Origin of the sequence: Larkinella punicea (genome assembly GCF_003334855.1) — a bacterium.
In the GTDB taxonomy this organism is placed as follows: Bacteria; Bacteroidota; Bacteroidia; order Cytophagales; family Spirosomataceae; genus Larkinella; species Larkinella punicea.
The window spans coordinates 357,185-382,999 of the sequence record NZ_QOWE01000003.1; the positions used below are offsets into that span (position 1 = coordinate 357,185).

Here is a 25,815-nt window from a genome sequence, read left to right on the forward strand (position 1 = left end):
TAGGTTGCCCCTAAATCCCCTAAAGGGGACTTTCAGTATCTGGAGGATTCTGCGTCCAAGTCCCCTTTAGGGGATTTAGGGGCAACCTAACCGTTCTTTACATCCTCCTCGACCGGTATTGGTAGTAATCCCAGGTTTTTCGGATGCCGGCGTAGACGCCGTTGCTGCGGGGGAATAATCCGCCCTGATCGGATGCGGCCGAAACCGTCATCAGTAAACCGCTTTGGTTCAACGGAACACCGACCTGAAGAAGCGATGAAAACTGTTCGACGGCGTTGGGGAACGGAACGTCGTAGGTGCCAAAGTTTTCGCTATACGACAGCTTCATCTGAAACGTGCAGTTGCGCCCAAACCCACCCTGCAAACCGGTGTGGAAGGCGCGAACCCGATTGTTGCTGAAAAAACCGTACTGCGGCAAATCCGGGCGGGCCGTGGTCATCGGTGTGATGAAAGGCGTTCCGATGCCCTGCCCGAAATACGACCAGCCGCTGCGGTACTGGCTGTGATTGAAGTAGTTATCCCGTCCGCGCAGCTTGTCGGCGGCTTCAAAAACGCTTCCACCCTGGCTTTTGGTATACAGGAGTTCCACGACGGCACCCGTGATGCGGAAGCCGGAGGTCGCCGGTTTCAAACTCCGAAAGCGAATGCCGTTGAGTCCATCTTCCAGATTGGTACGGTAAAACAGTGAACCGTCTTCGTAAACACTCTGGCGATACACCAGAATCGACAGTTTTTTCGTGCTGAACTCCAGGCCGACGTCGATGCTCCCCAGGTGGTTGCCGATCCGGTTTTCCCGGTCGAAGCGGCTGTAATACGTCGTATCAACACCGGGATTGTAGCCCAGGCTACTGCCTGTCACCATGTACGAATACGCCTGAAAGTTAGACGGAAACCGGCCTTCCTTGATCAGCCCATCCGAAAGTTCGCTGGTGGTGCCGCCCCACTCGGCCTGGTGATTGAAACCGGCGTAGAGTTTGACAGGCCACTTTGCCTTGCCGATCCGGGCATACAGGGCTTTTTGGTGCAGAAAGGCCCGGCTGACGAAATTTTTTTGCTCGAACCAGCCATGTGCGAAAAAGCCTCGAACCGACAGGATGCCGCCCGTAAAGGGAATAGGCGTATACTGCGAAAGGCCAATCTGGATTTTCGGCAGGGGAAGGGCATTGCCCGACCAACTAAATGACCCCGAACTCAGGGTCGAATCCACCAGCCCGACCACCTCCCGACGCCGTCCGGCCACCAGTTCGAAGGCCCCCGCGCGAAGTTTGCCGTAGAGTTCCGGGATGATCAGGGTGGTTTTTGAACCCGCCCCCGTATTGCCCACCAGTTCGACACCGTAGCCAAAGCCAAAAAAATCACGCTTTTTTATCGGCGTGTTGTCATCGATGGCGTAAAATTGGGAATCCCAGCGAAGGCCGGTTCGCACGCTGGCATACGGCAAATCCGTCGGCACGGTACCGTATTGATTCGAGCGTAGCCAGAAGGGCGTCTGCTTTGAGCTGCCGTAAAAACCGCCCACTTCCGCAAAAAGCTGAATGGGTTTTCTTTCGATCCGGGTCTGGCAGAGGCCCAGCAGCGGACAGAAAAGCAATAAAAGTAGTCTCATTTTGCCCTGATTGGTAAGAAGGTGCCGCCTAAGTAATACATTACGTAAAAACCAATGCAGGCAAATCCAACGGTAATCGAGCTTTCACTGGTTAGTTCATAAGCCATATAGGCACTTCCGAGGGCTAAGAATCCACTGATCAGAATCAGCAGGACATGCAAACACCAGGAAAGAATGGAGCGTTTTTCAATTGTTATTTTGGGTGCCATGGGTGGTTAAGAAATTAATTGTAAAATGGTGCTGGATGAACTGGACGTCGCTTTGAACCCGCCAGGAAGTGTTGATCCGGGCGGTGGTTCAGGGTGGTCAGGAAAAGTACGGTGGGTAAAAAAAATCGGGAAAGGAAAAACTCGCTAACGGAGAGGTGGGTAATCCAGAAAGCTGCTTCTGCCGAAGCGGGCGAATAGATAGTTTGCAATGTGACTTTCGGCAAACAGAATGGCAACTACTGATTTCATGCAAATGGGTAAGTTTTCATTCTTTAACTTTTGGTAACATCAAAGGTTTGAAGAATTTTACCATTTTGAGTAATTTAAAATCAATCTATTTGTAAAGTATTGTGAAATTATTTCTGCCGGTCTCGGTCCGTGTCTTATAAAAAAGCTTAAAATGATCGCTTTGATAGTATATTTAATTGAATTTTAGGTGCTTACTTGAAGAAAAGGAAGGGGTTCGGAATTAGTGTAATTCGTGGACATGAGTACTAATAACTGAGTGGTGTCACGGGATACGAAATATACGTTTTCAAAAAAAAGAAATTTTGGCCTATACGTCCGGAAGGTCGGTTCCCGTAAATATCCTAATTGTGGTCCGACAGGGTCTTCAGAAAGGCAAGCAGTGCCGATTGTTCCCGGTCCGTCAGATCAAGTTTGTCGGTCGGTAAGGTTTGGTTTTCGAGCCGGATGCCCAGTCCCCGGCCCCCGCCCTGGTTGTAAAATTCCAGTACATTCTCCAACGTTTGGTACGCACCGTTGTGCATATACGGGCTGGTTTGGACGATATTCCGCACCGTTGGTGTTTTAAAGGCATACTTTAGCGGGTCGAGCCGGAAGAGGGCATAACGACCGGGATCCGGATCAATCTGCCGGCGATTGGGTTGCACCGGAACCCCGATGACCTCCGACTCGGTTTGGGTGAAAACCGGCGGAACCGTTCCGTTGAAAAGCGGCAAGAAATGGCAGGTTCCGCATTTGGCTTTGCCCATAAAAAGATTAAAACCGAGCCGTTCTTCGGTCGATAGAAGCGGTTTTCCGGTGCCGTTGTTTTGCTCCCGCATGGCCCGGTCGAACCGGGAATTGAGACGAACGAGGGACCGCTCGTAGGCTGCCAGGGCATTCTGGATGTGAATCGGCTCGATCGAATCCCGCAGGGTCGGGAATGCCTTTTCAAACCACGCCCGGTATACGTTGTTTTGCTGCAACGTTCGGGCCGCGTATTCCAGAGAACCGTGCATTTCGTCCACATTTTGAATGACCTCGGACGACTGATTTTCGAGCGTCTGGGCGCGTAGATCGTAGAATTGGGCATTTTGTAAAGCCGCATTCAACAAAGTGGGCGTGTTGCGCCGGACGAACCCGCGACCCGACAAGCTGGCATTTTTGGGTAAACCGTCGGTGAAGGCTTTATCGGGTTGGTGGCAACTTGCGCACGACCGTTTTCCGCCCGGCGGATCATCGCCGGCGGATAAAACCGGGTCAGAAAACAGCTTTTTGCCCAGCAGGATCTTGGCCGGATTGGAGCGCGTAGCGACCGTCGGGGCGTAGAAATCCGGATTGAAAGCGTTGGTGTCGAACAACGTTTTGGCGTCGGTCCGCAAGGCCCGAATCTCGTTAAAGGGTTGGATATTGCGCTGTTGCTGGAACGCCAGCACCTGTGTGGAAAGTGGATTGGCAAATTCCGTGATGAACTGAAACCGGTCGAACGTGTTGAAGTCGGAAGCCTGGTTCAAATGCTTTTCAGTGCTTTGAAGGATTTGAACCAACCGGTAAAAATCCGGTGTCTTCGTGTTATAAAAGGACAAATAGGTGCTGAGTGTGTGAACCGAAGTTGCCGCTTCAGGCAAGGCATTTAGACAGCGGGGGGTGTCGAAACCGCTGATTCCGAGCGTGATGATTCGAAAAATTTGAAGTCGAAGCGCGTCGAATACATGAGCGTCGGTTAGATCGGTATCTTTTTCAAAATCCGCATACCGCACCAGTTCGCGCCGGAGTTTTTTGATTTCACGAATGAGATCATTGCGTCGGCGCACGTCAAATTCCGGAAAAATCAACTCTTCAATCACCTGCAAACCGCCGGGTTCCGAAATGCGGTTGTCTTCGGCTTCAATTTCGGGCAGGGGCGGCCCGTTGACCAGCCGGGTAGTAGCCGGCAAATAATACTCCGCAAACGGCTCCAGCTTTTTATAGGCCCGGCGGCAGGCCAGAAAAGCGGTTTTCATCGAATCGGCTGAGGCACTGCGTTCGGCCAGCGGCAAAAACCGGGTTTCGATCAGGGCACGAAATACCGCCAGATCATGGGAGAACTGCTGTTTTACGCGTTCCGTTGCCGCAACTGGTTTCGCAGTCGGTGAGTCCAGGTAATTGAGGAGAAAGACACCTGTGAAAGTTGTGAGCAGGAAAAGCCCCCAACCCCCTAAAGGGGACTTGAACTCACCGATTTTTGAGCCCCCTTTAGGGGGTTGGGGGCTTTTATTTCGGAACACCGCGTACAATGACAATCTGACCGCCTTCGCCCATATTCCCAATCGCATTGTCGTAGATATTGACGTCTTTGGTAATCGCGCTGCCATCCGCGTTGATGAATTTGGTATCGCGCCAGGTGTGCGGTTGCAGGTTGATCAGGAACGTATTCGGAACACCCACCACGTCCGAAATGTCGGTCATCGCGCCGTATTCCCAGGTGCTAATGCCCTGATGGCCAATAATGTTGTATTTGCGCTGGAAGTCGCCATCGTTTCGGCGGTGGTTCATTTCCAGAAACGGTTTGAGCTGTTTGGTGGTGATGCCGTATTGCCAGATGCGTCCGTCGTGGTCGGGCGTCGAAATCGGCGCGTCGCCATCTTCCCCGATGTATACGAAATTCTCGGTGACGCAGATGTTGTCCGGATTGATCAGGCTCTTGCCTGGATTGGAATATCCTTCGGCCACAAACGACAATTGCCCTTTCAGCGGATTGCCGGCGTCCAGTTCCAGGCGGTAAATGCGGCCCCACTGTACCCGGTCGCTGGCATGAGAGCCGGTTACCGCAAAATACAGTTCACGTCCGTTGGCCGCGCTGCCTTTCCGGTAGTCGATGTCCTCGACCCGCGCAAACTGAATGGCATTTTTTTCCAGTTGCTGCGCGGCAATCTGGACACCCGTGGCGGTTTTTGCGTTGTCGATTTCCACAAATTCGACCTCATACCGCTGGTCGGCCTGCATGGTTTTTTCGATGGGGTCCTGGTTGGTCCGGCGGAGGGTGTAGAGTTTTCCGTTTTGGAGGTCGCCGGGCGTGGTGGAAACATACATCGTCACCTGCCCATTGCCTTCATCTTCGGTCAACAGCACCACGGTTTTGTTGGGATACGAGCCTTTCGGCAAAGGAAGCGCATTTTCGAACGACGCTTTTCCCAGCGCCGGGAGCGTCCGGTTGCCGTTCTTTTTATCAACCGCACCCAACGGATCGATGGCGTGAACCCGACCTTCCGCGTCGCTCTCGCCAGCCGTCAGGTAGAGCGGTCCAAAACCGTGTTCGGCCGGGGTGGCCAGCGTGGCCGAACAAAGCCGCCAGAGTCCTCCTTCGGCATCGACAAGGTATTCGCCTTTGATCGGTTTGAAGGTTTTGTCCAGATAAACGCGGGAAACCGACCGGATCATCTCGTGGTTCGTGATCAGCACATAGCCGTCGCCCGCCGAATTTTTCAATAAACCCGCCCCATCAGGTTGTCCGGCAAATATGAAATCGGGTGATTGTTCCAGTTGATCGGAACTGCCGATGAGCGGCAGAATTTCCAGGCTTTCAAAACCGGGCAGGGCCTTTACCAGCGGGGGCGTGGTCGAATGGGCTTTCAGTTCCACCTCGGTCCCGGTGGTCGGCGTGGTTCCGGTTTTTCCTTCTTTCTGACACCCTGCCCATCCAGGCGCTGAAAGAAGAATAACGATTTGGATGAAAGAGCAAAACCGGCTGAACGTTGACATGGAGTGGGGCTGTTTAGCAAATATACTTAATTTTTATTTTGCCTCGCACCGTTACTCCGGGCTCCCGATTCCGTCTTGATTAAAACCCTGAATGAGCAGCCTGTGAATCAACCTGAATTATTTTACCAATCGGCTTTGACATCCGTACCCGGTGTGGGCGACGTATTGATTCGTCAACTGATGAGTTATTGCGGCTCGGCTTCCGAGGTTTTTCGGTCTCCCCTGTCGAAATTGAGGAAAACACCCGGCGTGGGGGAGGTGATTGCCCGCGCCATTTTGCACCCGGACGTGTTGCGGGAAGCGGAACAGACGCAGCAGCGGTGCGAAAAGCTGGGGATTCAGCAGTTATTCTATACCGACAAGGCGTATCCGGCCCGCCTGAAAGCCCTCTACGACTCTCCGGCGATGCTGTATTTTCAGGGCAGCGCCAACCTGAATGCTCCCCGCACGATTGGCATTGTCGGAACGCGGCAGGCCACCGACTATGGACGGCGAATCACGGAGGAACTGATTCAGGCGGTGCAGCCCTACCAGCCGCTGGTGATCAGTGGGCTGGCCTACGGCATCGACATTGCCGCCCACCGGGCCAGTTTGGTCAATGGCCTGCCGACGGTGGGTGTCATGGCCAGCGGTATTGATATCGTCTATCCGTATGTTCACAAGAAAACCGCGCAGGAGATGGTGCTGCTGGGCGGTTTGCTGACCGAAAACCGCCCCGGCGTCAAGCCCGACGCCCGCTTGTTTCCGGCCCGAAACCGCATCATCGCGGGTTTGAGTGATGCCATTATTATCGTGGAAGCGGCCACCAAAGGGGGGGCTTTGATCACGGCGGAATATGCCAACAACTACCACCGGGAGGTTTTTGCGGTACCCGGCCACCTGAATCAGACATTTTCGCAGGGCTGCAACAAGCTGATTCGGGAAAACAAAGCGCAGATTTATACCAAACCGGAGGATGTGATTGAAGCCCTGAACTGGGATCAGCCGGTGAGCAAAACCGCTCCGATCGACAAAACCGCCCTGGCCCTGGAATTTACGGAAGAAGAAAGTCAGATTCTGGCGCTCTTTCGTCAAAAGCCCGACTGGCACATCGACGAGCTTAGTTGGCGAACGCAGATTCACATTGGCAAACTGGCGTCACTGCTGCTGAACCTGGAGTTTAGAGGAATGGTCAGGACGCTGCCCGGGAAGAAATACCAGTTGAATTAATGGCTGGTTTGCAGTAAAAATTGTGAATTTCAAATGTAAAATCAGTAGTGTACGAAGGATGCATTTTTTTCCACCCTCTTTGGCTGTTGGCGTAGAACGATCTTTAGAATGGTTTTTTCTGATACTGTAACGCGAATGCGGGGTGGTTGGCCGCGTAGCGGACGGATGTTTGTAACGAAAAGACTACCCGGTTCCTCCCGCGTGCCTTTGGGTACGCAACAGGCAGGTGCAGGTGATTGCGTACCCAAAGGCACGCGGGCTTTCTTGATGGCACACTGTGGCTACAAACATCCGTCCGCTACGCGGCCACCCACCCCTCATTTGCGTTTGCATCGACAAGCGTTTGCAAAATCGTGACCAAAAAAGGGAAGGAAAAACGGTTTACCAATCATTTTAAATCCTTCGTACAGTTCTGATGTTAAATGATGAATGCTAAATGTAAAAGGGGGTTTCCAATCCGAAACTTTTACATTTAGCATTCATCATTTGATATTTTTCATTCCCAGTTAAAACCCTAAGCCAATGGCAAAACCGCGTACCGTGGTCGGGAATGTTCCCAGGTTGGTGAGCGCGCCGTTGTTCAGGTTAATGGTGTACAGATTCGTGGAACTGCCCGCCGTCAACAGCGCATAGGCTTTGTTGCTGCGGCCACCAATGTCGAATCCGTTGGTGGCCGTGATGTCGATGCCCAGCGGGCTTCCACCCACCAGTGTGCCGTCATTCGGCGGAATCTGGCGGTACAGGCGGTTAGAAAAGTCGTCGAGGTCATACAAAACCGTTGTCGTTGCGCCCTGAACGTTGTTCGAATAGGCAGCCGCCCGCACCGAAGGGCGATCAACCGCCGTGGGACCATAATTGAGCGGTTTGTCGACACTAACGTTCCCATTTGTCGGATCAATCCGCAGGTTCTGACCCGAGTTGCTGATCACCCGAATCCGGTCGACGGTTGGGTTGAAATCGAAACCGTAGTCACTGCCCGTCAACATCGGCGTGAACGCGCCGGAACCCACCACGGTAAGCTGGGCGTTATTGGTGCCGGCCGGATACGAAATGGTGTAAATGCGGCTGGAATTTCCCAGCGCGTAGAGTTGCCCCGTTGCCGGACGCATGTCGATACCGCGAATCGTTTCGCCCGGTTGTAGTCCGGTAATGTTACGCTGAACGGGTCGGATGTCGAAGGGATCGAAAATCAGCAGGTCGTTGCCACTCACGGCGTAAGCGACGGCATCCGTCGGAATGGCCAGCCCGATGTAGGTTCTGGAACCCAGATCGCCCAGCTTCTGGATGGCACCCGTGGTAAGGTTTACGTTGCCCAACTCGGCTTTACCGCCCACCCAGTAGGCCAGCAGGGCATGGCTGTTGTCGGACGAAATGTCAAAACCGGCACTGCCCGTGATGTCTTTTCCTAGGGGGCCGACGTTGACGAGCGTTCCGTTGTTGGGCGGAATCTGGGAATAGAGACGATCCGAAACCGGATCGATGTCATACAAAACGGTGCTGCTCGAAACGCCCTTGCTGTTGGTGTACGCCACCGCCGAAATCGCCGGACTCATTCCACCGTTGATGTTTCCGTCCTGCCCACCGGTCTGGAGCAAGCCCGTATTGGGATTGAGCCGAAGGTTTTGGCCGGTACTGGTCACCAGCCGGATGAGGTCGACGGTCGGGTTGAAGTCAAAAGCGACCGAAGCCCCGTCGGCGATGGCGGGGGAGAAAGGGTCCACACTTACCGAACGTGCTACCCCCGTTTCCTGATTGATGACGTAAACGCGGCTGGTACTACCCAGCCCATAGAGCTGCCCTGTTGCCGGGCGGAAGTCGATGGCCAGGATTTTTTCGTTTTCTTTCAAACCCGTAATCTCGGTGTCCGACAGGTTCGCCATCGGGTTCATAACGGTCTTCTTGTTCAACCGGTTGTTGTCCGTCAAAGCAAAAAACGAAAGTTCTGTCGCGCTTTCACGGGCACTGCTGTGTTTGGTAGCATCGGGGCTCAGGGCGCTTTCGGGTGACGTACATGCGTTCACACCCACCATCAGGCCCAGTACCCACGCGCCTGCCGGTAGGCGAAATCCTCCTTTTTTAGTCGTACTCATGTTTCAAATCGTTTTAAAAAGGTTGAATGGAATGATAGGATATTGACAGTCATACGAATGAAGACGGTCATTTAGATTTCCATATCGTAACATTCTTACGATATGGCCCCGGCAGGAGAAGGTAAATTGATAATAATGAGAAGATTATGTAGGCAGCGGTGGAGAAAAATAATACTACGGTAAAGTTGAAACCGGCGATTACCAGCTTTTTTTAACAGACATATACATGCCCGTTTGAGTCGGATATAACGCGCCCTGATCCAGGGCAAAAGAGGCTGAGAGAAAGGTGTTGGAAAGCCGGGGTAGGGGAACCTGAGCCGCCAGAAGGGCTGAAAACTGCTCGAAACGGGGAGAATACGGCAGATTGTAGGTGCCGTAGTTGCGGCTGAACGACGCCCGCGCATTGAGTTGAATCCGGTATAGAATTCCTTCGAGACCAAGATACCAGACATTGACCCGGTTATTGGGGAAGAAGCCGCCCCCGGTATATTGCTGTACGCGGACGGTGTAGTCGGCCCGGGGGGCGATGAAGGGCGTGCCGATGGTTCGGCCAAAATACGACCAGCCTTCCCGGTACTGACCGTGGTTAAAATAATTGTCTGCCCCCTGATACTGAGCCGTCTGGTCGAAAACCGCACCACTCTGATTGGTCATCGGGAGCCACTCCACCACGGCGGCATTCCACCGGAACCGGGGGTTTGGGGTGGCGGTTTTATTCCGAAAACGGAGGCCCCACAACCCGTCGGGAAAGTTGAGGTAAACGATTCCGCTGACGTCTTCGTAAAAATGCTGGTAGTAGAACAAGGTGCTTAACCGGGAGGTCGTCCATTCCAGGGCGTAGTCGATGGAACCCAGGTGATTGCCGACCCGGTTTTCGCCGTCGAAGGCGGTTTGCTGGCTATTAGTGAGTTCTTTGGGATAAAGCCCGAAAATGAGCCCTGTATAATCCCGGAATGAGGAAGGCAACTTGCCATTCACTGCGAATGAAGTGCCTTTCAGGTAATCGGCATGGCCGCCCCACTGCACCTGGTGATTCATTCCCACGTAAAACTTCACTTTCCAGTGCGGTTTTCCGAAGCGGCCGTAGAGGTATTTCTGGTGGAGATACGCGCCTTTGATGTAGGGTGCATTAAACCAGCCGTGGGCATACCCCAGCCGGAAAGCCACCAGTTTTTTCAGAAAACCGATCGGCACGAAGTCGGGCGTGTGGAACTGCACTTTCGGAATGGGCAGCGCATTGGCCGACCAGGCCACAAAACCGGACGTCAGCGTGGTGTCGCCGATGCCATATTGCTCACGCCGACGGCCTGCCCAGAGTTCAAATTTCCCCAGCCGAACTTTGGCGTATAATTCCGGGAGAATAAACTGACTGCTTTTGCCCACATTGACAGCCGCATAGCCACCGACGCCCCAGTCAAACCGGTGGTGGTTCGTGTAAACCGTATCGGTGCGGTAGTCGCGGCTCACGTGTCCCCGCAAGGTCGCAAACGGGCCTTGCAGCGGTACGATACCGTATTGATTGGTACGGAGCCAGAACGGCGTCTGGCGGGTCGCTGCGCCCATACCCCCGAGTTCGAGGTCGGCCTGAACAGGGAGTGATTCCTGCGCCAGGGCCGACGTTGCCAGCAGCCAGCCCAATGCCAAACAAAAGAGCCGTCTCATCGGCTATGGGGCTAGCGGTTCCATTCCGCCGGATTTTGCCGCCAGGCCGCGAGGGAGTCCATGGCGTCGGCCGAAATGTAGTGCAGATCCCGGGCTTCGCCAACGAGTGTTTCGTAGTCGCTCAGGCAGACCAGTTTGACGCCCTTGTCCGCAAAATTTTGACTGGCTACCGGAAAACCGTAGGTAAAAATGGCCGCCATGCCCAGCACCTCGGCGCCGGATTGCCGCAATACATCCACCACTTTGAGCGAACTGCCGCCGGTCGAAATCAGGTCTTCAATCACGACCACGCGCTGGCCGTCTTCCAGCCGCCCTTCAATCTGGTTGCCCATGCCGTGTTTTTTGGGTTCCGGCCGAACGTACAGAAAGGGCAGGTTCAGCGCGTCGGCTACCAGCGCTCCCTGAGCAATGCCGGCCGTGGCAACGCCCGCAATGGCCTGAACATCAGGGAATTCTTTCAGAATCGTTTCGGCTAACGCGGTACGGATATACGTCCGGGCTTCCGGGTACGAAAGCGTGATGCGGTTGTCGCAATAAATCGGTGATTTCCAGCCTGAACTCCACGTGAAAGGCTCTTCCGGCCGGAGTCGAACCGCTTTCACTTCCAGTAGTAATCGGGCAACTTTTGCTGCAATCATTGGAAAAGGGAATGTAAAATGTAAAATGATAAATGTAGAATGTAAAAGTTGCTAAGCGCTCTCGAAACACTTTTACATTCTACATTTATCATTTTACATTTATAATTTTTAAACTACTCTTCAATTCGTTTCGTCACCAGAATCTTATCGATCCGGCTTTTGTCCATGTCGATGATTTCAAACTGGTAATCCTGCCAGGAAAAAGTTTCGCCGGTTTTCGGGATGTCCTTGATAATCTGTAACGCAAAACCGCCCAGCGTATCGAAACCGGTCATTTCGCGCCGGTTCTGGATATTGATGTCAAAATAATCCAGAAAATCGTCGAATGGAATCTGGGCGTCGACGAGGTAACTGCCGTCGCCCCGTTCCACAATCTCAAATTCAAATTCGTTGGTGTCCGAAATGTCGCCCACGAGCGCGTCCACGATGTCGTTGAGCGTCACCATGCCCAGAACGCCACCGTATTCATCGACGATGATGCCGACGTACTGCCGGCGTTCCCGAAACCGTTCCAGCACCTGGTAGGCCATGTTGCTTTCGGGAATGTACAGAATATCGCGTTTCAATTCTTCGAGCCGGGTGAGCTGATCATCGAGGTCTTTGCCCAAAAAATCCTTGCTGTGAATGAGCCCGATCATTTCATCGACGCCCCCCTGGCAGAGCGGGTAATGCGAATGGCGGTGTTCGATGATGTACTGGCGGTTTTCTTCAACCGTTGCTTCCAGATCCAGGAACACCATTTCCTGCCGGTTGGTCATCAGGGAAGTAATCCGGCGGTCGCCGAGTTGAAAAACGTTCTGTACAATTTCCTGCTCGATCTCCTCGATGACCCCGCCCGATGTGCCTTCCTGAATCAGACTTTTGATTTCTTCTTCCGTTACGGCACTGGCATTGGGCTTGATATTCAGGATTTTAATGATCAGATCACTGGAAAAGCCGAGGAGGCTGATGAAGGGTGACGTTACCCGGGAGAGCATGTTCATCGGCCCGGCCATAAATTTGGCAATGCCTTCGGGGTTCGACAGACCGATTCGTTTGGGAACCAGTTCGCCCAGCACCAGCGACAGATACGTAATCAAAATAACCGTCAGCGTGACGGCAATGCTGTTGGCGTACGGTTGCAGGAGCGGAAACTGGGACACGAAGCCCGAAATCTGGTCGGTCAGGCTGTCACCACTGAAAATACCGGTCAGGATTCCGATGAGGGTAATCCCGATTTGAACGGTAGCCAAAAAACGGTTGGGCGATTCGGCGAGTTTCAGAGCCTCTTCGGCCCGGCGGTCGCCGTTTCGGGCGTCGGTTTCGAGTCGGGCTTTGCGGGAGGAAACCAGTGCGATCTCCGATAAAGAGAAAACACCGTTCAGAATGACTAAAAATAGAATGATTGCAAGTTCCACACGGGGGAAAGTTGGCGTTCTGCAAAAATAGTGGATTTAGTTTCTCTTCAAAGATGAATGGTTTATCTAAATTTGTTTTGTAATTCACGCTATTCGGTACGTCGACGGTTCGACGGGCTCATTCACCCAGCAGTTCAACTACCTCATGACCATTTTTATTGACGACCGACCCATTCATTTAAAGGGTTCAAAGAAGGCAGCCAAATTGCAGGACGCTGCGCTGGATAACCACGTGGAGTACGACCGGATCATCGACGCCCGTCTCGACGGCCTGAAGCTGGGCATGTTGAAAGGGCATCTCCTGGTGCTCAATGCGACACCGGTTACCATCGAAAAACTGGTCAATCTGCTCAACAACTACGAAATGGGCGACCTAAGCTCGGTTACACTGGTAGCCGCTGAAAAAAAGGCCGTTGAGGAGAAGTTTAAAAGTATGTTCAAGATTGTCCGGGCCGCGGGAGGGGTGGTGTTTAAAGAAGATAAAATGCTGTTGATTTTCCGTCGTGGCAAGTGGGACCTGCCCAAAGGGAAACTCGACGGGGATGAGCAGTCGCGGGTGGCAGCCCTGCGGGAGGTGGAGGAAGAAACCGGCGTCGTGGCCACCCTTGAAAACCGCATCTGTACTACCTGGCACACCTATACGCTGAACGGAAACCGCATCCTGAAAAAGACCAAATGGTACCACATGACCTGTGTCGACGATGCCAAAATGGCGCCCCAAACCGAGGAGGACATCGATCGACTCGAATGGATGGATGCGAAACAAACGGCCCTGGCCCTCACCAACTCCTTCAGCTCCATCCGGTACGTGATTGAGGAAGTGAACGGGAAGGTTATAAAGGAATGATGGACTTTCGCTTTTTGCCCCTAAATCCCCTAAAGGGGACTTTTAGCATCCGGAGGGATTCGCGTCCAAGTCCCCTTTAGGGGATTTAGGGGCAAAAGCGAAAGTCCTACCTTCATAATTCATTACTTTAATTTGTACGGCAGAAACTCGTCGATGTTTTTGGAATACCGGTGTAGTTCGCGGATGATGCTTGAACTGATGGGGGCGAGTGACGGGGACGTGATCAGAAAGACGGTTTCGACGTCTTCGTACACGTACCGGTTGACCTGCGAAATGCTGTTTTCGTATTCAAAATCCGTCGTGTTGCGCAAGCCCCGCAGCAAAAACCGGGCGCCCAGGTCGCGGGCGACGTTGGCGGTCAGGTCGTCATACGATACGACTTTCACCGCCGGATAGGCTGCAAAGGTTTGCTCGATCAGGCCGGCCATCACGTCCAGTGGAAAATACCGCTGTTTGCTGGCGTTTCGGCCGATGCCGATGAAAATTTCATCAAAGAGTTTGAGGCCCCGTAACACAATGTCTTCATGTCCCTTCGTAAAGGGGTCGAAGGAGCCGGGAAAGAGCGCGATTCGTTTCATAAAGGTTGGAGAAACCGGGTGGTGGCTGGCTGAATGGTTGATGGAAGGTCAGTCGGTTGCCCGTTCTCACTCGATCAGGGTGTTTCCGTACAAGCTAAAATACCGGTGTTCCGGTAACTCATCGAACGCCGGTGTCAACTGCAAGCCGGGCGGTGTTGAACCAAAGCGGATGTTGGGCAAAAATTGCTCAAGTGCCGTATATATTTCGGCAAAAGGCGTGATTTCGCCGAACAAAATCACCTGCAACTCTTTCGGTTCGGTTTTCAATTCGTTAATGACGTAGAGGATGTAATACACCAGATCGGTGGCATTTTTGTAGGCAAACCGGTTGCAGAACCTGAATTCTCCGCCTTTTCGGTAAATAACCGTAACTGATTCATCTTCAAAGTTCAACGATAGTTTTTGATCCGAATTCAGCACCGAATCCGTCAGCGACGTTGCCTGAATCAGCGTGCTCGACTGGTGAACCAGCGTGATCTGCTGCAGGGGATAGGTGGCCGAGAGCCAGTCGGTCAGGGCATTGTCGACGCTGAAAACCGCCTGAAAATCCTCTTTTTTGTGGGCATACGCCAGCGCGTGTTCCGAACTGGAGAGCGGATTGCCGCGCATCAACTGGAGGTACTGCGCTGCGTATTCTTTCCGGAACAGACTGGACGGAACCAGCGTAAACGATGGCGAATTGACCGACACCTGAATGCTTTTCCAGTAGGATGACTGAAGGATCGGGTGATTCTGGTAAATGGTTCGTAATGAGGGTAGTAGCGGGTTTTCGGTCAGCAGGGTCGGAAAGGTGTAATCCTCCAGCCAGACACACCGGCGGGGGTGGGGTTCGACCACACAAAACCGGAACCGTTCCTTGCCCATTTCCAGGCAAAGCTGGTAGGAATCGGTCGTTGACACATCAAAAGAATCTTCCCGAATGGCGACGGTTGGGGTCACAGTAGCAATGGTCTCGGTACGCACAAAAAAGTTAATGGGTTAACAGGTACAGTGGGAAGTTATATGTTTTCCAATTTTGGGAACATATTGTGAGCTAAATGTACAAAAATACCCGACAGACCACCGCTATTGTTTCAAATAACCTTTTAAGTGGAATACCTCCTCCATGGACTGGCACAGGCGGAACATCCGGTGTACCTCATTTTCGGGGTACTTTTTGATTTCCTCGAACGTCATCAGCCGCACTTCGGTAATGATCTGGTTTTCGGCATCCATTTCCGGATCGAACCCCTGGCGCAGGTGGCCGCCCACAATGCGGACGTCGAAAAACAGTTCCATCGCGTGCAGGGGTGTTTGCATGAATTCGTTGACAAACTGGAGTTCGCCCACTTCAATGTCCAGACCGGTTTCTTCCTGAAATTCCCGAACCAGGGCTTCATAGGCGGTTTCGCCATATTGGGGGCCACCGCCCGGCGGACACCAGAAAGTATCCGTGGGGCCAATGCCCCGGTGACGGACCATCAATAGTTTTCCGTCGATGAGGCACAAACCGCATACCCGCAGCCGCAGGCGATTGCCGTAGAGCCGCTTTACTTCTTCGCGTGCAATATCCAAGTTGATTTCTGGTGGTTTCAGCCCGCAAATATAGGGAGAATTAAGAGTTAAGAGTTATGCTTTTTGCCCCTAAATCCCCTAAAGGGGACTTGGACACCGCTCAAACCGGATGCTGAAAGTCCCCTTTAGGGGATTTAGGGGCAAAAAGCATAACTCTTAATTCAATAGGGGCTTCCCGAAATGTAGCTTTCCAGGGAGTGGATGCGGGCTTTCTGGTCGTGGATGATGGCCGAAACGACGTCGTTGATGGAAATAATGCCGATGAGTTGGCCTTCGTCGACGACGGGCAGGTGGCGAATGTGTTTATCGGACATGATCAGCATGGCGTCTTCCAGGCGTTGATCAGAGCTGATGGTGATCAGGTTAGCGGTCATCACCTCTTCGATCAGCGTGTCTTTCGACGCCCGGCCTTTCAGAATCCCTTTGCGGGCATAGTCGCGTTCCGAGAAGATTCCCGACAAATTTCCTTCATCGATCACCAAAACGGCCCCGATATTTTTGGTAGCCATAGCTTCCAAAGCTTCATAAACCGTCGTGTTGGACGTGACGGAATAGATGGTGTTGATCGTTTTGCCTTGCAAAACCTGACGGATTTTCATGATTTAAGGAAGTTTGGTAAATGGGTTGGGATCAAAATAAAAAAAAGGTATGATAAAAGCAATGCGGTGTTGTATTTTGGATGCTATATGCCTTATAATTCTTAGAATTGTCAAAACTTGCTTGGTGATTCAAGGGTGGTAGTCGATTTGTTTTTAAAAAGAAGTACGCCTAAGTTTGAAAAAAAACCGCCTATGATTTCCTTTCCATCGCGTGTGCGCAGACTGATCAGCGGGTTATTGTTCCTCGCAAGCCTGAGCCTGTCGTGCCAGCGGCCACCGGTCAAAGCCCAGCAGGAAGACGTCAATCCGCTGGTGGGTTCCTGGGAAAAAGTGAACCCCTCGAAGTGCAGCCAGATGTACCCGGATGTGATCGAGTTCAGCGCGAACGGAGTATACCAAACGCAGTCGGAAGTAACCTCCGTGGCGATGGCCTGGGACGCCGGGACGTATGCGGTGGATCGGCAAATTGTGAAGATCGCCAATGCCCTGGAAGTTTCGAAGCCCTACCGGTTTGTAATCAAGAACGAAATCGTTACGTTTGAGGATGAGCAGGGGTGCCGGTTTCCGTACCGGCGTATGTAAAATCGGTTGAAAAAAACCGGCTGTTATTCCGTATATTCGTACAATGAATGATACTCTCACGCCCGCAGAATTGCTGGCGAAACGCTTCCCTTTCAAGCCTACTCCCGGGCAGCAGCACTTCTTTGAACAGATGAATCCGTTCATGATTCGGACTGAACATGAAAATTACCGGGATTGCTTTTTGCTGAAAGGCTATGCCGGTACCGGAAAAACCACCCTCATCAGTACGCTGATCAAAGTGTTGCCCAAATTTGGGTTCAAATCCGTTTTGCTGGCACCCACGGGCCGGGCGGCCAAGGTCATGGCGAATTACTCGAAGCGCATGGCCCAGACCATTCACCGGAAAATTTACCGCCAGGTGGCCGACTCCAGTTCGGGAAATCTGGTGTTTCAGCGGCAGAAAAATTACCACGAAGACACGGTTTTTATCGTCGATGAGGCCTCCATGATCAGCGATGATTCGGAGATCGGTATGAACGGACTGCTGGCCGATCTGGTCGATTTTGTGTTTGAAAACCCTGGAAACCGCCTGATGCTGGTGGGAGATGTGGCGCAGCTTCCGCCCGTTGGCAAGGAACTCAGCCCGGCGCTCGACAAAGGCTACCTGGAGCGGCATTTCGACATGGTGGTGGTAGAACAGGAGTTGATGGAAGTCATGCGGCAGGATGAACATTCGGGTATTCTGCTGAATGCCACCAACTTGCGGGATGTGCTGAATGATCCGAATCCGAAAATTCATCTGAACGTCCGGAAATTCCGGGACATCTATAAAATGACCGGCGAAAAGCTGGAAGATGGAATCCGGTATTGCTACGACAAATACGGGCGCGAAAATACCATCATCATCACGCGCTCCAACAAGATGGCCGTACAGTATAACCAGTACATTCGCCGGGCCATCAACCAGTGTGAAGAAGAACTCGACGCGGGCGACATGCTGATGATCGTCAAGAACAATTATACGGTGCTGGACGACGATTCTCCGGCGGGTTTTCTGGCCAACGGCGATTTTGTGGAGGTGATGAAAATCCGCAAACGCGAAGAACAGCACGGCCTTAAGTTTGCCACCGTCACCCTGCGGCTGGTCGATCTGGAGGAGCAACCCGAGTTTGAAACCAAGATCATTCTCGATACGCTGTATTCCCCACAGCCGTCGCTGGGACGGGAAGAAAACAAGCAGTTGTATGAGAGTGTCCAGCAGGATTATTTTTACATCAAATCGAAAAAGGAACGTTCCGAAGCCATCCGTCGCGATCCGTATCTGAGTGCGTTGCAGGTGAAGTTTGCCTACGCATTGACCTGTCACAAGGCGCAGGGCGGCCAGTGGCCGGCGGTTTTTGTCGATCAGGGCTATTTGCCCGACGGACAGGTGAACCAGGATTTTGTGCGATGGCTCTACACGGCCATCACCCGGGCCACCGACGAAGCGTTTCTGATGAATTTTATGCCGCAATTTTTTGGAAACACCCCCCATGAACCTGACTGAGTTTACCCAAACCCTGACCAACACCCAACCGCCGTTCGGTTTGCACCCGGTTGCCGAAGCCCTCTGGTATGACGCCAAAGGCAATTGGGAACAGGCCCACAACATTGCCCAAAGCAAGGAAGGAACCCGCGATTACGACCGGCTGCACGCCTATCTGCACCGCAAGGAAGGCGATGAGTGGAACGCCGGATACTGGTATCGCCGGGCGGGCGCAACGGTTTTTGCCGGCTCGCTGGACGACGAATGGAATGCGTTGATCCAGAATTTTCTAGCGAAGTAAGCGATGAAACGCATACGCTGGGTGATCGTTTTGCTGCTGGCCGTCCATACGGTTTGGGCACAGGGCTGGAAAGCCGGGGTCGCCCGGACGGTGATTACGCCTAAAGAATCGCAGTGGATGGCGGGCTATGCAGCCCGTACCCGCCCCGCCGAGGGCAAACTCCACGATTTGTGGGCCAAAGCCCTGGCGCTGGAGGATGAAAAGGGAAACCGGGTGGTGCTGGTGACCACCGATCTGCTGGGCTTTCCGAAAAAACTCTCGGACCAAATCCGGGAGCGGCTGAACCGCCAGTTCAATCTGTCGAAAGCACAGATCCTTCTGAACAGTTCGCACACCCATTCCGGGCCGGTTCTGGCCCACGCCCTGTACGACATTTACCCGCTCGATTCCGTCGAACTGGCGAAGATCGACCGGTATACCCGCCAACTGGAAGACCAGATTGTGACGCTGGTTGGGCAAGCCCTGAAAGACCTTGAACCGGCGGAATTGTTCGCCCAGAACGGCGTAACGCGGTTTCAGGTCAACCGGCGCAACAACAAGGAAGGCTCGCTGCGGGAGCAAACCGAACTGAAAGGCCCGAATGACCACGCGGTTCCGGTGATCAAGGTGCTCGATAAGGCTGGGAAACTCAAAGCCATTGCCTTCGGATATGCCTGCCACCCCACTGTGCTGGATCAATACCAATGGTCGGGCGATTACGTCGGGTTTGCGCAATTGGAACTGGAAAAAGCGCATCCGGGTGCGCTGGCTCTGTTTTTTCAGGGTGCCGCCGGGGATCAGAACCCGATGCCCCGCCGAACTGTTCCACTGGCCCGGCAACACGGTCGGGAACTGGCCGTGGCCGTGGATCGCGTGCTCGAAGAACCCATGCGAAAACTGACGGCCCAGGTTCGCACCGCCTATTCAGAAATCGACCTCCCGCTGGCGGCTCCGCCTTCGGAAGCCGAATTGACGAAAACCAGCCAGGAAGGGGAGAGTTACATGAAACGCTGGGCAACCCGGATGCTGGCCGAAAAAAGGCAGGGAATACCGGTGTTGACCCATTATCCGTATCCAATGCAGGTGTGGCAGTTGGGCGACCAGCCGCTGCTCGCTTTCGGGGGTGAACTCGTTATCGAATATGCCATTGCGTGCAAAAAGCGGTTTGGCCCGGACCTTTTCGTGCTGGGGTATTCCAACGATGTGATGGGCTACATTCCGTCAGCCACGGTTTTGAAAGAAGGCGGGTACGAAGGGGCTTCGTCGCAGATGGTCTACGGTTTGCCGGGTCTCTGGGATTCCACCGTTCCGGAATTGATCATTCAGGAAATCAACCGCTTAGCCGGGCAGGCTGGCGTGCCATCAATCAAATAAGTTGATTAAATCGACTGTTTAGCAATGAGGAAAACGGCGGGATAGTTGTTATCTTTAGAAACAAGTCCTGAACCCTTCTCGTCATGACCGGCAAACAAACGTATTTAACCTGGATCGTCGATGACGATGAGGAGTATGGCACCCTCCTCACAAAGGCTTTTTCCGAGAAAAAGCTGGATAGTCGACTGGATTTCTTTCTCAGCGGTCAGTTGGTGTTGGAAAAACTGGACGATGTCGATGGGGAACTTCCGGACTTGATTTTGCTGGATTTGGTATTGCCAAAACGGGATGGGATCGACATTTTGCTGGCGATTCGCAGCAACCCGCGGACGATGCACATTCCGGTGTTGATCGTTAGTACTTCTACTTCACCCGCAACGATTAGCCTCTGTTATCAGCTAGGTGTTAATGCTTACGTAATGAAGCCCGGCCAATTTGACGATTTAGCCTATTTTGTCAATTCGATCTGCCGATATTGGCTTGAAATGTCCGATCAGCTCACCCGAACCTAATTCGGTTTATCCGCAAGAAGTAAATTGTTTTCATAGCGTTTTCCCGCCTTTTCGGTTCATAATGCCCGTCGGCTGAGATGATGCTGCGTGTAAGGAATAGCGTTAGCACGGTTGTAAGGCTGATTTTAGGTATAATTTGACCAGAATAAGCGCTGTCTGCGGGAAAAATAAACTTCGTAAACTACGCCGGTAATTTTAGTAGGTTATTGAAATTTAAGCAATTAGCTTAAGTTTACAGAACATTCGTCTAATAATCGAGTTGTCTTCCGTAAAGGACCATTCTATACCGGTTTTGAAAGTAGCCAGGTGGTCGTCAGGAGTATAATAAATGTAGGTATTTTTTTTAACTGCGCGGCTGACTACTTTTCCCCTTGGTCTGGCTTCCTGAGAACAGAACATGGCGGATTCCCAGAATGATAAACCGATAAAATCCCTACCGCCCGAAAAGCAGCCGAAGGACCAGTCTGATCTATTGCAAGGCATCCTGATCAACATTCCGACGGGTCTTTACGTCTATGATCCGGTTTTCAACGACGAGGGTCTGCCAACGGATTTTCGGCTGGTGTTGTTGAACCCGCTGGCGGCCCAACTGGTTGATCGTCCGTCGGACATATTGATCGGTGAGTCGATGAAGCTCCTTTTGCCAAGCCTGGTTACCATTGATTTGTGTGCTTTGTCTGTTCAGGTTTTCCAAACCCGGCAAAACTACCAGTTCGAAACCGAATTTCACCACCGCGACGGTCTTGTGGGCTGGTACAAAATCAGTATTTGCCGGTATGATCACCGGATTATTGTAACGACAATCGATATTACTGCCCTGAAAGAAGTGCAGGCCAGGTTGCAAAAGGTGACCGAAACCATGCAAACGATGCTGGATGGCTCACCGATTGCGATTTCGCAACTGAAAGCCGTCCGCGACCGGAGAGGGAATCTCATCGACTTTGTTTACGAAGGGGCCAACGAAAAATACGCTTTGCTGCTCAAACGCTCGGTCGGCGACCTGGTTGGAAAGCGGTTTTTAGGGTTGTTTCCGGAAGCCCGCGAGGTGATTTTTGCGGATTATGGCCAGGTCATTGAAACCGGCGAACCCCGTCGCACCGAGCGATACTACGCGGGCGAGCCGTTGAGTGGCTGGTTCGATATTTCCATCATTAAAAATGACGATGGCGTGGTGGCTTCGTATCTGGACATCAACGACCGCAAAGAAGCGGAAAGGCAGTTGGCGGTGACGATGCAAAACCTTCAGGAAGCTAAAAATCAGACCGATATAGATTTGATCCGCTTGCAGATTGCCGAGGAAGAAGTCAACCGGGTGCTGCGGCACGAACGGGAAATAAACACCCACCAGTCGCAGTTCATTACCTTTGTTTCACACCAGTTCCGCAATCCGATGACGGGCATTTTGCTGGCTGCCGAAGCGCTCGCTAAATACAGCGAACGGTCGACAGGGACGGTATTGGCCGAAAAGGTGGTGCATTATGCCCACCAGACCCGCCAGGAAGTCCAGCGGCTCGACAAACTGCTGACGAAAGTGTTGTTTCAGGATCGGATGCAGTTGCTGCAGATTGCGCTCCGGATCGAAGATGTAGAACTGGTGGCTTTTTGTAAGAATTTGATTGAGCAACAACTCGAACAGCATACGGATTACCAGCGGATTCAGTTTCAATGCGGTCAGGAAACGGTCTGGGCAAAAGGTGATCTGATCATTCTGGAGCAGGTGTTGGAAAACCTGATGAGCAATGCGTTAAAGTATTCCATCGGTTCCGAAAAACCGGTGGAAGTGGGGATCGATACGTCGGATCATGAAATCCGTATCTCGGTCAGGGATTTTGGAATCGGGATTCCGGGCGAAGAACTGGAACACATTGGCAAGACCTTCTTCCGGGCATCGAACACCTCCTTCATCTCGGGTATCGGGCTGGGGCTATCGTTATCCCGCCAGTTTATCAAGCAGCATGGGGGGCGTCTCGACGTCGAGAGTAAACTCAATCAGTATACGCTTTGCACGATTGTGTTGCCCTGCTGAGCGCCTGAGCAGTTTACAGAAAATATTTGTCTGATAATTAATTCTTTTGTCGGTGAATCCGGGATATGGCACATTTATTGTCTAATCCATCCTGTAAGCAATTGGTCTTATTGTCAGGAGTTTAAACCTTCGACAATAGACCGTTTTTCCAACACTTCTTTTGGTGTTCAGCTTATTTTCATATGAAAAGTAAGTCTGTTAATTTTCGTCGGCACTCCTCAATCATATGCTGATGTATGCTCAAAAAAAGTAAAATTTTTCTTTTCGGCGAAATCTTGCCGTGCTAAATTTGCACGATTCGAAACCAAATCCGGGAGCTGAAGCAGGCAGTTTTCCACGCTTTCGAGCAAAAATCCTGCTGTTACTGTGAAGTAGAATGTGGCGTCCTGGGAGTAGTTAGTCACCCTACCATTTCGATTTACCTGTAGCCCCCAACAGTCGCAGACTGTCGGATCGAAACCTTGTTGCTTTTTAATTTTTAAACGGGATTTATCCCGATCGGATAACTATGGATTTTAATAAATTAATATAGTAACATTTTTTTATTTGTTAACGCAACGTATGAAAAACCGTAACGATCTACTGGCTTGCCTTGTACTCCTTCTGGGATTGAGTTTTAGTACCGCCCGGGGCAGTGGGGGAGTCATTCACGCCATCAAATTGCCATCGAACGCCCTGGTTTCCGAACCCGCCCCCGTCAATCGGCAGCGGTATCTGGGCGTCACCATCTTTAACTTTGAAAATGACCCTCGGGTCGACGATGAACGCATTGAGCATTCGGCCGCTGCGGGCTGTAATGCCGTTGAAATCACCATCAACTGGGACCGGGTTTACCCCACCCGCCAGAGTGTGGCCAACTGGAAAGTGGTTGATTCACACGTCCAAACCGCCTTGCGGCTGGGCCTGAAGATTGCCCTGCGGATTCATGTCGGTCGTGAAATCAAGATGCTGGGCGATTTTTGGGAGACGAACGAGACCATGCAGGCGGCTGACGGGTCGCGGAGTACGGGCAGTGGCATCACGCAGTTTAGCTACGCCCACCAGCCGACCATTGAACTGGCGAAGGATTTCGTGAAGGAAACCACCCGGCGGTATCTCTATTTACAACAGCAGAATAAACTGCTGTTTTTCTCCGTTGTGGCCTCACCCGCCCTGGAATCCGAATATTCGCCGGTGCTCGACAAGGCCGATGGCGACAAGGTTGTCATTGCTTTCGATTACAGCGATCCCATGAAAACCGCCTTCCGGCAGTGGTTGCAGGAAAAATTCACACTATCGGATCTGAACAAACGCTGGAACACCGGTTTTGGTGACTGGAATGCCGTCGTACCACCGGGCAACACGACCAGCGATCCACGGGGCATCTTCAGTGCCAATCGCCGGGGGCTCGATTGGTACGTTTTTCGGCACCGCCTGCTCGAACGGTTTTTGAACGACATTACCAACACGATCAAGGGTGTCGATGGGTCGATCCGGGTGGTCAATCAGCACGGGGCCGTCTGGGACCGGCTGAGTGGTCTGCGGGGCACATACGCTTTCAAGAGCCTGAACCAGAACTCGGATGGGCTGAAATTCAACGACGGCCCCACCTACAACCACCGGTTTTCGATGGATATTGTGCGCAGTAATTTAAAACCGGGTGCGTTTATGATCAATGCGGTCGACGGAATGTTCTGGCAAACGGTTTCGATCGGTACGTATTACGATCAGGTGAAGGAATGTTTTGATCACGGGGCTTCCATGTTGACACTGGCCAATTTCGGGGGAAAAGACGCCCGCGCCACCCTCACACAATTGGTCGATCGGGTTGTGGATGCCGGTTTGCTGAATCAGCCCGTTACGCAGGTACAAACCGGCGGCAGCATCAGCTACAAACTGTCGGAAATCCTTCGGGACACTTATACGCCCATCACCAATCGCTGGACGGATCAATACAATAAGTCCGGAAAAAAACCGGTTCAGGTTACGCTGATCGAAGATTTGCTGGATGAGATGGATGAACCAGCCCAACCCGACGGGAACAAGGCACCCCAGGTGATTACGGCGTATGCGGACCGCGATGCCACCGTTGGCAAACCGTTTAATCTGGCTGTTTCGAAAAGCCATTTCAGAGACGCGGACGGAACCATCGCCAAAGTCGAGGTGAGCGGTTTGGCGGCTGGTCTGAGTTACAATGCGTCTACGAACCTGATTGCCGGTACGCCAACGTCGGTGGCCACCCTGAGCGTGACGGTGAAAGCAACCGACAACGACGGTGCAACCGGCACGGATGCCTTTCTGATTCGGGTGAAGTCGGCCACGGAACCCGCCCCGGCTCCGGAGCCGGAACCCGAGCCGGAAGGGCCGGTAACCGGTAGTTTCGACGGGTATCTGGATAAAGTAGAATGTGGTACGATGCGCGGGTGGGCCTGGGATCGGAACAAGCCCGACGCGTCGGTGACGATTGAATTTTCGGCCGACGGCCAGGTGATCGGAACGGCGGAAGCGGATATCTACAGAACGGATCTGGACGATGCGGGAAAGGGAAATGGAAAACATGCCTACAGCTTTCCGACGCCGGCGAGTCTGAAAGACGGCAATGCCCACCAGATCAGCGCCAAAGTACGGAACAGCACCTTTACCTTGAAGTATGCGCCCAAAGCATTGACCTGTCCGTCGCCGGCGAGAGCCTCAGTGGCGTCGGCAGAACGGGGTTTGTCGGTGACGGTGTTGGGAAATCCCGTTGGTGAGCAAACGAGTGTGGAAGTTCGGGGGGTGGAAGGAAAATCGGTTCGTTTTCAACTCAGCGACGTCCGCGGACGAATCATCAGCGAGCGGGCGGTAGAAACCGCCGGGGTCGTTGAAAAACAGCAATTCAATCTGGGCCGCGAACTGACGGGGCTGTTGCTCTTACGGGTGGTGTCGGGTCAGCAGGCGGTAACGGTTAAAATGCTGAAACCCTAAAGACGTCTATTTTGAAAAAAACAGCCCAGACGTATCATTTGGGCTGTTTTTTTGCTTGATAAAGCCGTGTTTATTAAAAAAAAAGGTAAAATAGAGTAGTATTTGTCCGACACCCTCAATAATTCCCGTGATTGGGTAGCCACGTTTCGTCAGGCTTTCTGTACTTTTGCAGGGCTGATCCGAAAGGCCAGCCTCTATTCATTCTTCATCGACTTCTGATTGACCAACCGGCCTGCCTGACTTGAGGACGGTTTTTTTGTGCCTTTGTACGCTGCAAT

The 25,815-nt window shown here is 52.5% G+C and carries 21 protein-coding genes; 9 read left to right on the forward strand and 12 right to left on the reverse strand.

The genetic code is table 11. The features are described from left to right. Positions 1-97 precede the first annotated feature (97 nt). The 4 genes from DUE52_RS05105 to DUE52_RS05120 all read right to left on the reverse strand — a co-directional run bounded on the left by DUE52_RS05105 (position 98) and on the right by DUE52_RS05120 (position 5,781). Positions 98-1,606 (reverse strand): capsule assembly Wzi family protein, encoded by a 1,509-nt coding sequence (locus tag DUE52_RS05105; RefSeq protein ID WP_114404882.1) that lies wholly within the window; start codon positions 1,604-1,606, stop codon positions 98-100. Continuing rightward, positions 1,603-1,815, reverse strand: coding sequence for a hypothetical protein (locus DUE52_RS05110; RefSeq protein WP_114404883.1), 213 nt, complete (start codon positions 1,813-1,815; stop codon positions 1,603-1,605). The genes DUE52_RS05105 and DUE52_RS05110 overlap by 4 nt, the downstream gene beginning before the upstream one ends. A 590-nt stretch (positions 1,816-2,405) precedes the next feature. Then, positions 2,406-4,307, reverse strand: coding sequence for a cytochrome-c peroxidase (locus tag DUE52_RS05115; RefSeq protein ID WP_229312068.1), 1,902 nt, complete (start codon positions 4,305-4,307; stop codon positions 2,406-2,408). Next, complete coding sequence (locus tag DUE52_RS05120) at positions 4,294-5,781, reverse strand: PhoX family protein (RefSeq protein ID WP_114404885.1); 1,488 nt, start codon at positions 5,779-5,781, stop codon at positions 4,294-4,296. The genes DUE52_RS05115 and DUE52_RS05120 overlap by 14 nt, the downstream gene beginning before the upstream one ends. A gap of 102 nt (positions 5,782-5,883) precedes the next feature. Here DUE52_RS05120 and dprA point away from each other — a divergent pair, with 102 nt between their 5' ends. Beyond that, positions 5,884-6,990: a DNA-processing protein DprA gene (dprA, locus tag DUE52_RS05125; protein WP_445473989.1), complete on the forward strand. Its 1,107-nt coding sequence runs from the start codon at positions 5,884-5,886 to the stop codon at positions 6,988-6,990. A gap of 506 nt (positions 6,991-7,496) precedes the next feature. Here dprA and DUE52_RS05130 read toward each other — a convergent pair. From DUE52_RS05130 to DUE52_RS05145, 4 genes are all read right to left on the reverse strand, one after another. After that, the gene (locus DUE52_RS05130; RefSeq protein ID WP_114404886.1) at positions 7,497-9,080 is read right to left on the reverse strand and encodes a DUF4394 domain-containing protein; all 1,584 of its coding nucleotides are present in this window, start codon (positions 9,078-9,080) and stop codon (positions 7,497-7,499) included. A 198-nt stretch (positions 9,081-9,278) separates the two neighbouring features. Further along, the gene (locus tag DUE52_RS05135) at positions 9,279-10,742 is read right to left on the reverse strand and encodes a capsule assembly Wzi family protein (RefSeq protein ID WP_114404887.1); all 1,464 of its coding nucleotides are present in this window, start codon (positions 10,740-10,742) and stop codon (positions 9,279-9,281) included. Between the two features lie 11 nt (positions 10,743-10,753). Next, a complete protein-coding gene (gene pyrE / locus DUE52_RS05140; RefSeq protein WP_114404888.1) occupies positions 10,754-11,380 on the reverse strand; it encodes an orotate phosphoribosyltransferase in 627 nt (208 codons plus the stop codon). A 113-nt stretch (positions 11,381-11,493) separates the two neighbouring features. After that, entirely contained in the window at positions 11,494-12,777 is a 1,284-nt protein-coding gene (locus DUE52_RS05145) for a hemolysin family protein (protein ID WP_114404889.1), read from the reverse strand. A 145-nt stretch (positions 12,778-12,922) separates the two neighbouring features. Here DUE52_RS05145 and DUE52_RS05150 point away from each other — a divergent pair, with 145 nt between their 5' ends. Then, the gene (locus DUE52_RS05150; protein ID WP_114404890.1) at positions 12,923-13,624 is read left to right on the forward strand and encodes an NUDIX hydrolase; all 702 of its coding nucleotides are present in this window, start codon (positions 12,923-12,925) and stop codon (positions 13,622-13,624) included. Between the two features lie 122 nt (positions 13,625-13,746). On the opposite strand, the gene coaD is transcribed toward DUE52_RS05150, so the two are convergent. The 4 genes from coaD to DUE52_RS05170 all read right to left on the reverse strand — a co-directional run bounded on the left by coaD (position 13,747) and on the right by DUE52_RS05170 (position 16,355). After that, positions 13,747-14,202 (reverse strand): pantetheine-phosphate adenylyltransferase, encoded by a 456-nt coding sequence (gene coaD, locus DUE52_RS05155; RefSeq protein WP_114404891.1) that lies wholly within the window; start codon positions 14,200-14,202, stop codon positions 13,747-13,749. Positions 14,203-14,268: 66 nt separating this feature from the next. Further along, positions 14,269-15,141 (reverse strand): DUF3822 family protein, encoded by an 873-nt coding sequence (locus DUE52_RS05160; protein WP_229312069.1) that lies wholly within the window; start codon positions 15,139-15,141, stop codon positions 14,269-14,271. Between the two features lie 126 nt (positions 15,142-15,267). Further along, complete coding sequence (locus DUE52_RS05165) at positions 15,268-15,756, reverse strand: NUDIX domain-containing protein (RefSeq protein WP_114404892.1); 489 nt, start codon at positions 15,754-15,756, stop codon at positions 15,268-15,270. Positions 15,757-15,917: 161 nt separating this feature from the next. Beyond that, complete coding sequence (locus DUE52_RS05170; protein ID WP_114404893.1) at positions 15,918-16,355, reverse strand: CBS domain-containing protein; 438 nt, start codon at positions 16,353-16,355, stop codon at positions 15,918-15,920. Between the two features lie 213 nt (positions 16,356-16,568). Between DUE52_RS05170 and DUE52_RS05175 the strand changes: the two genes are divergently transcribed. From DUE52_RS05175 to DUE52_RS05205, 7 genes are all read left to right on the forward strand, one after another. Next, positions 16,569-16,937, forward strand: coding sequence for a hypothetical protein (locus tag DUE52_RS05175; protein ID WP_133299764.1), 369 nt, complete (start codon positions 16,569-16,571; stop codon positions 16,935-16,937). Between the two features lie 43 nt (positions 16,938-16,980). Further along, positions 16,981-18,423, forward strand: coding sequence for an ATP-dependent DNA helicase (locus DUE52_RS05180; protein WP_114404895.1), 1,443 nt, complete (start codon positions 16,981-16,983; stop codon positions 18,421-18,423). After that, on the forward strand, positions 18,410-18,703 hold the full coding sequence (locus DUE52_RS05185) for a hypothetical protein (protein WP_114404896.1): 294 nt from the start codon (positions 18,410-18,412) through the stop codon (positions 18,701-18,703). Before DUE52_RS05180 ends, DUE52_RS05185 begins: the two co-directional genes overlap by 14 nt. A gap of 3 nt (positions 18,704-18,706) precedes the next feature. After that, positions 18,707-20,056 (forward strand): neutral/alkaline non-lysosomal ceramidase N-terminal domain-containing protein, encoded by a 1,350-nt coding sequence (locus DUE52_RS05190; RefSeq protein ID WP_114404897.1) that lies wholly within the window; start codon positions 18,707-18,709, stop codon positions 20,054-20,056. A gap of 83 nt (positions 20,057-20,139) precedes the next feature. After that, positions 20,140-20,568, forward strand: coding sequence for a response regulator (locus DUE52_RS05195; RefSeq protein ID WP_114404898.1), 429 nt, complete (start codon positions 20,140-20,142; stop codon positions 20,566-20,568). A gap of 397 nt (positions 20,569-20,965) precedes the next feature. Continuing rightward, a complete protein-coding gene (locus tag DUE52_RS05200) occupies positions 20,966-22,594 on the forward strand; it encodes a sensor histidine kinase (protein ID WP_114404899.1) in 1,629 nt (542 codons plus the stop codon). A gap of 561 nt (positions 22,595-23,155) precedes the next feature. After that, positions 23,156-25,537: a putative Ig domain-containing protein gene (locus DUE52_RS05205; protein WP_114404900.1), complete on the forward strand. Its 2,382-nt coding sequence runs from the start codon at positions 23,156-23,158 to the stop codon at positions 25,535-25,537. Positions 25,538-25,815: the final 278 nt, after the last annotated feature.

Bases quoted from the DNA above. Each gene is read 5' to 3' on its own strand.
- DUE52_RS05105 (WP_114404882.1), bottom strand. From the start codon at position 1,606: ATGAGACTACTTTTATTGCTTTTCTGTCCGCTGCTGGGCCTCTGCCAG.
- DUE52_RS05110 (WP_114404883.1), bottom strand. From the start codon at position 1,815: ATGGCACCCAAAATAACAATTGAAAAACGCTCCATTCTTTCCTGGTGT.
- DUE52_RS05120 (WP_114404885.1), bottom strand. From the start codon at position 5,781: ATGTCAACGTTCAGCCGGTTTTGCTCTTTCATCCAAATCGTTATTCTT.
- DUE52_RS05130 (WP_114404886.1), bottom strand. From the start codon at position 9,080: ATGAGTACGACTAAAAAAGGAGGATTTCGCCTACCGGCAGGCGCGTGG.
- DUE52_RS05135 (WP_114404887.1), bottom strand. From the start codon at position 10,742: ATGAGACGGCTCTTTTGTTTGGCATTGGGCTGGCTGCTGGCAACGTCG.
- pyrE (WP_114404888.1), bottom strand. From the start codon at position 11,380: ATGATTGCAGCAAAAGTTGCCCGATTACTACTGGAAGTGAAAGCGGTT.
- DUE52_RS05150 (WP_114404890.1), top strand. From the start codon at position 12,923: ATGACCATTTTTATTGACGACCGACCCATTCATTTAAAGGGTTCAAAG.
- coaD (WP_114404891.1), bottom strand. From the start codon at position 14,202: ATGAAACGAATCGCGCTCTTTCCCGGCTCCTTCGACCCCTTTACGAAG.
- DUE52_RS05170 (WP_114404893.1), bottom strand. From the start codon at position 16,355: ATGAAAATCCGTCAGGTTTTGCAAGGCAAAACGATCAACACCATCTAT.
- DUE52_RS05180 (WP_114404895.1), top strand. From the start codon at position 16,981: ATGAATGATACTCTCACGCCCGCAGAATTGCTGGCGAAACGCTTCCCT.
- DUE52_RS05185 (WP_114404896.1), top strand. From the start codon at position 18,410: ATGAACCTGACTGAGTTTACCCAAACCCTGACCAACACCCAACCGCCG.
- DUE52_RS05190 (WP_114404897.1), top strand. From the start codon at position 18,707: ATGAAACGCATACGCTGGGTGATCGTTTTGCTGCTGGCCGTCCATACG.
- DUE52_RS05195 (WP_114404898.1), top strand. From the start codon at position 20,140: ATGACCGGCAAACAAACGTATTTAACCTGGATCGTCGATGACGATGAG.
- DUE52_RS05200 (WP_114404899.1), top strand. From the start codon at position 20,966: ATGGCGGATTCCCAGAATGATAAACCGATAAAATCCCTACCGCCCGAA.
- DUE52_RS05205 (WP_114404900.1), top strand. From the start codon at position 23,156: ATGAAAAACCGTAACGATCTACTGGCTTGCCTTGTACTCCTTCTGGGA.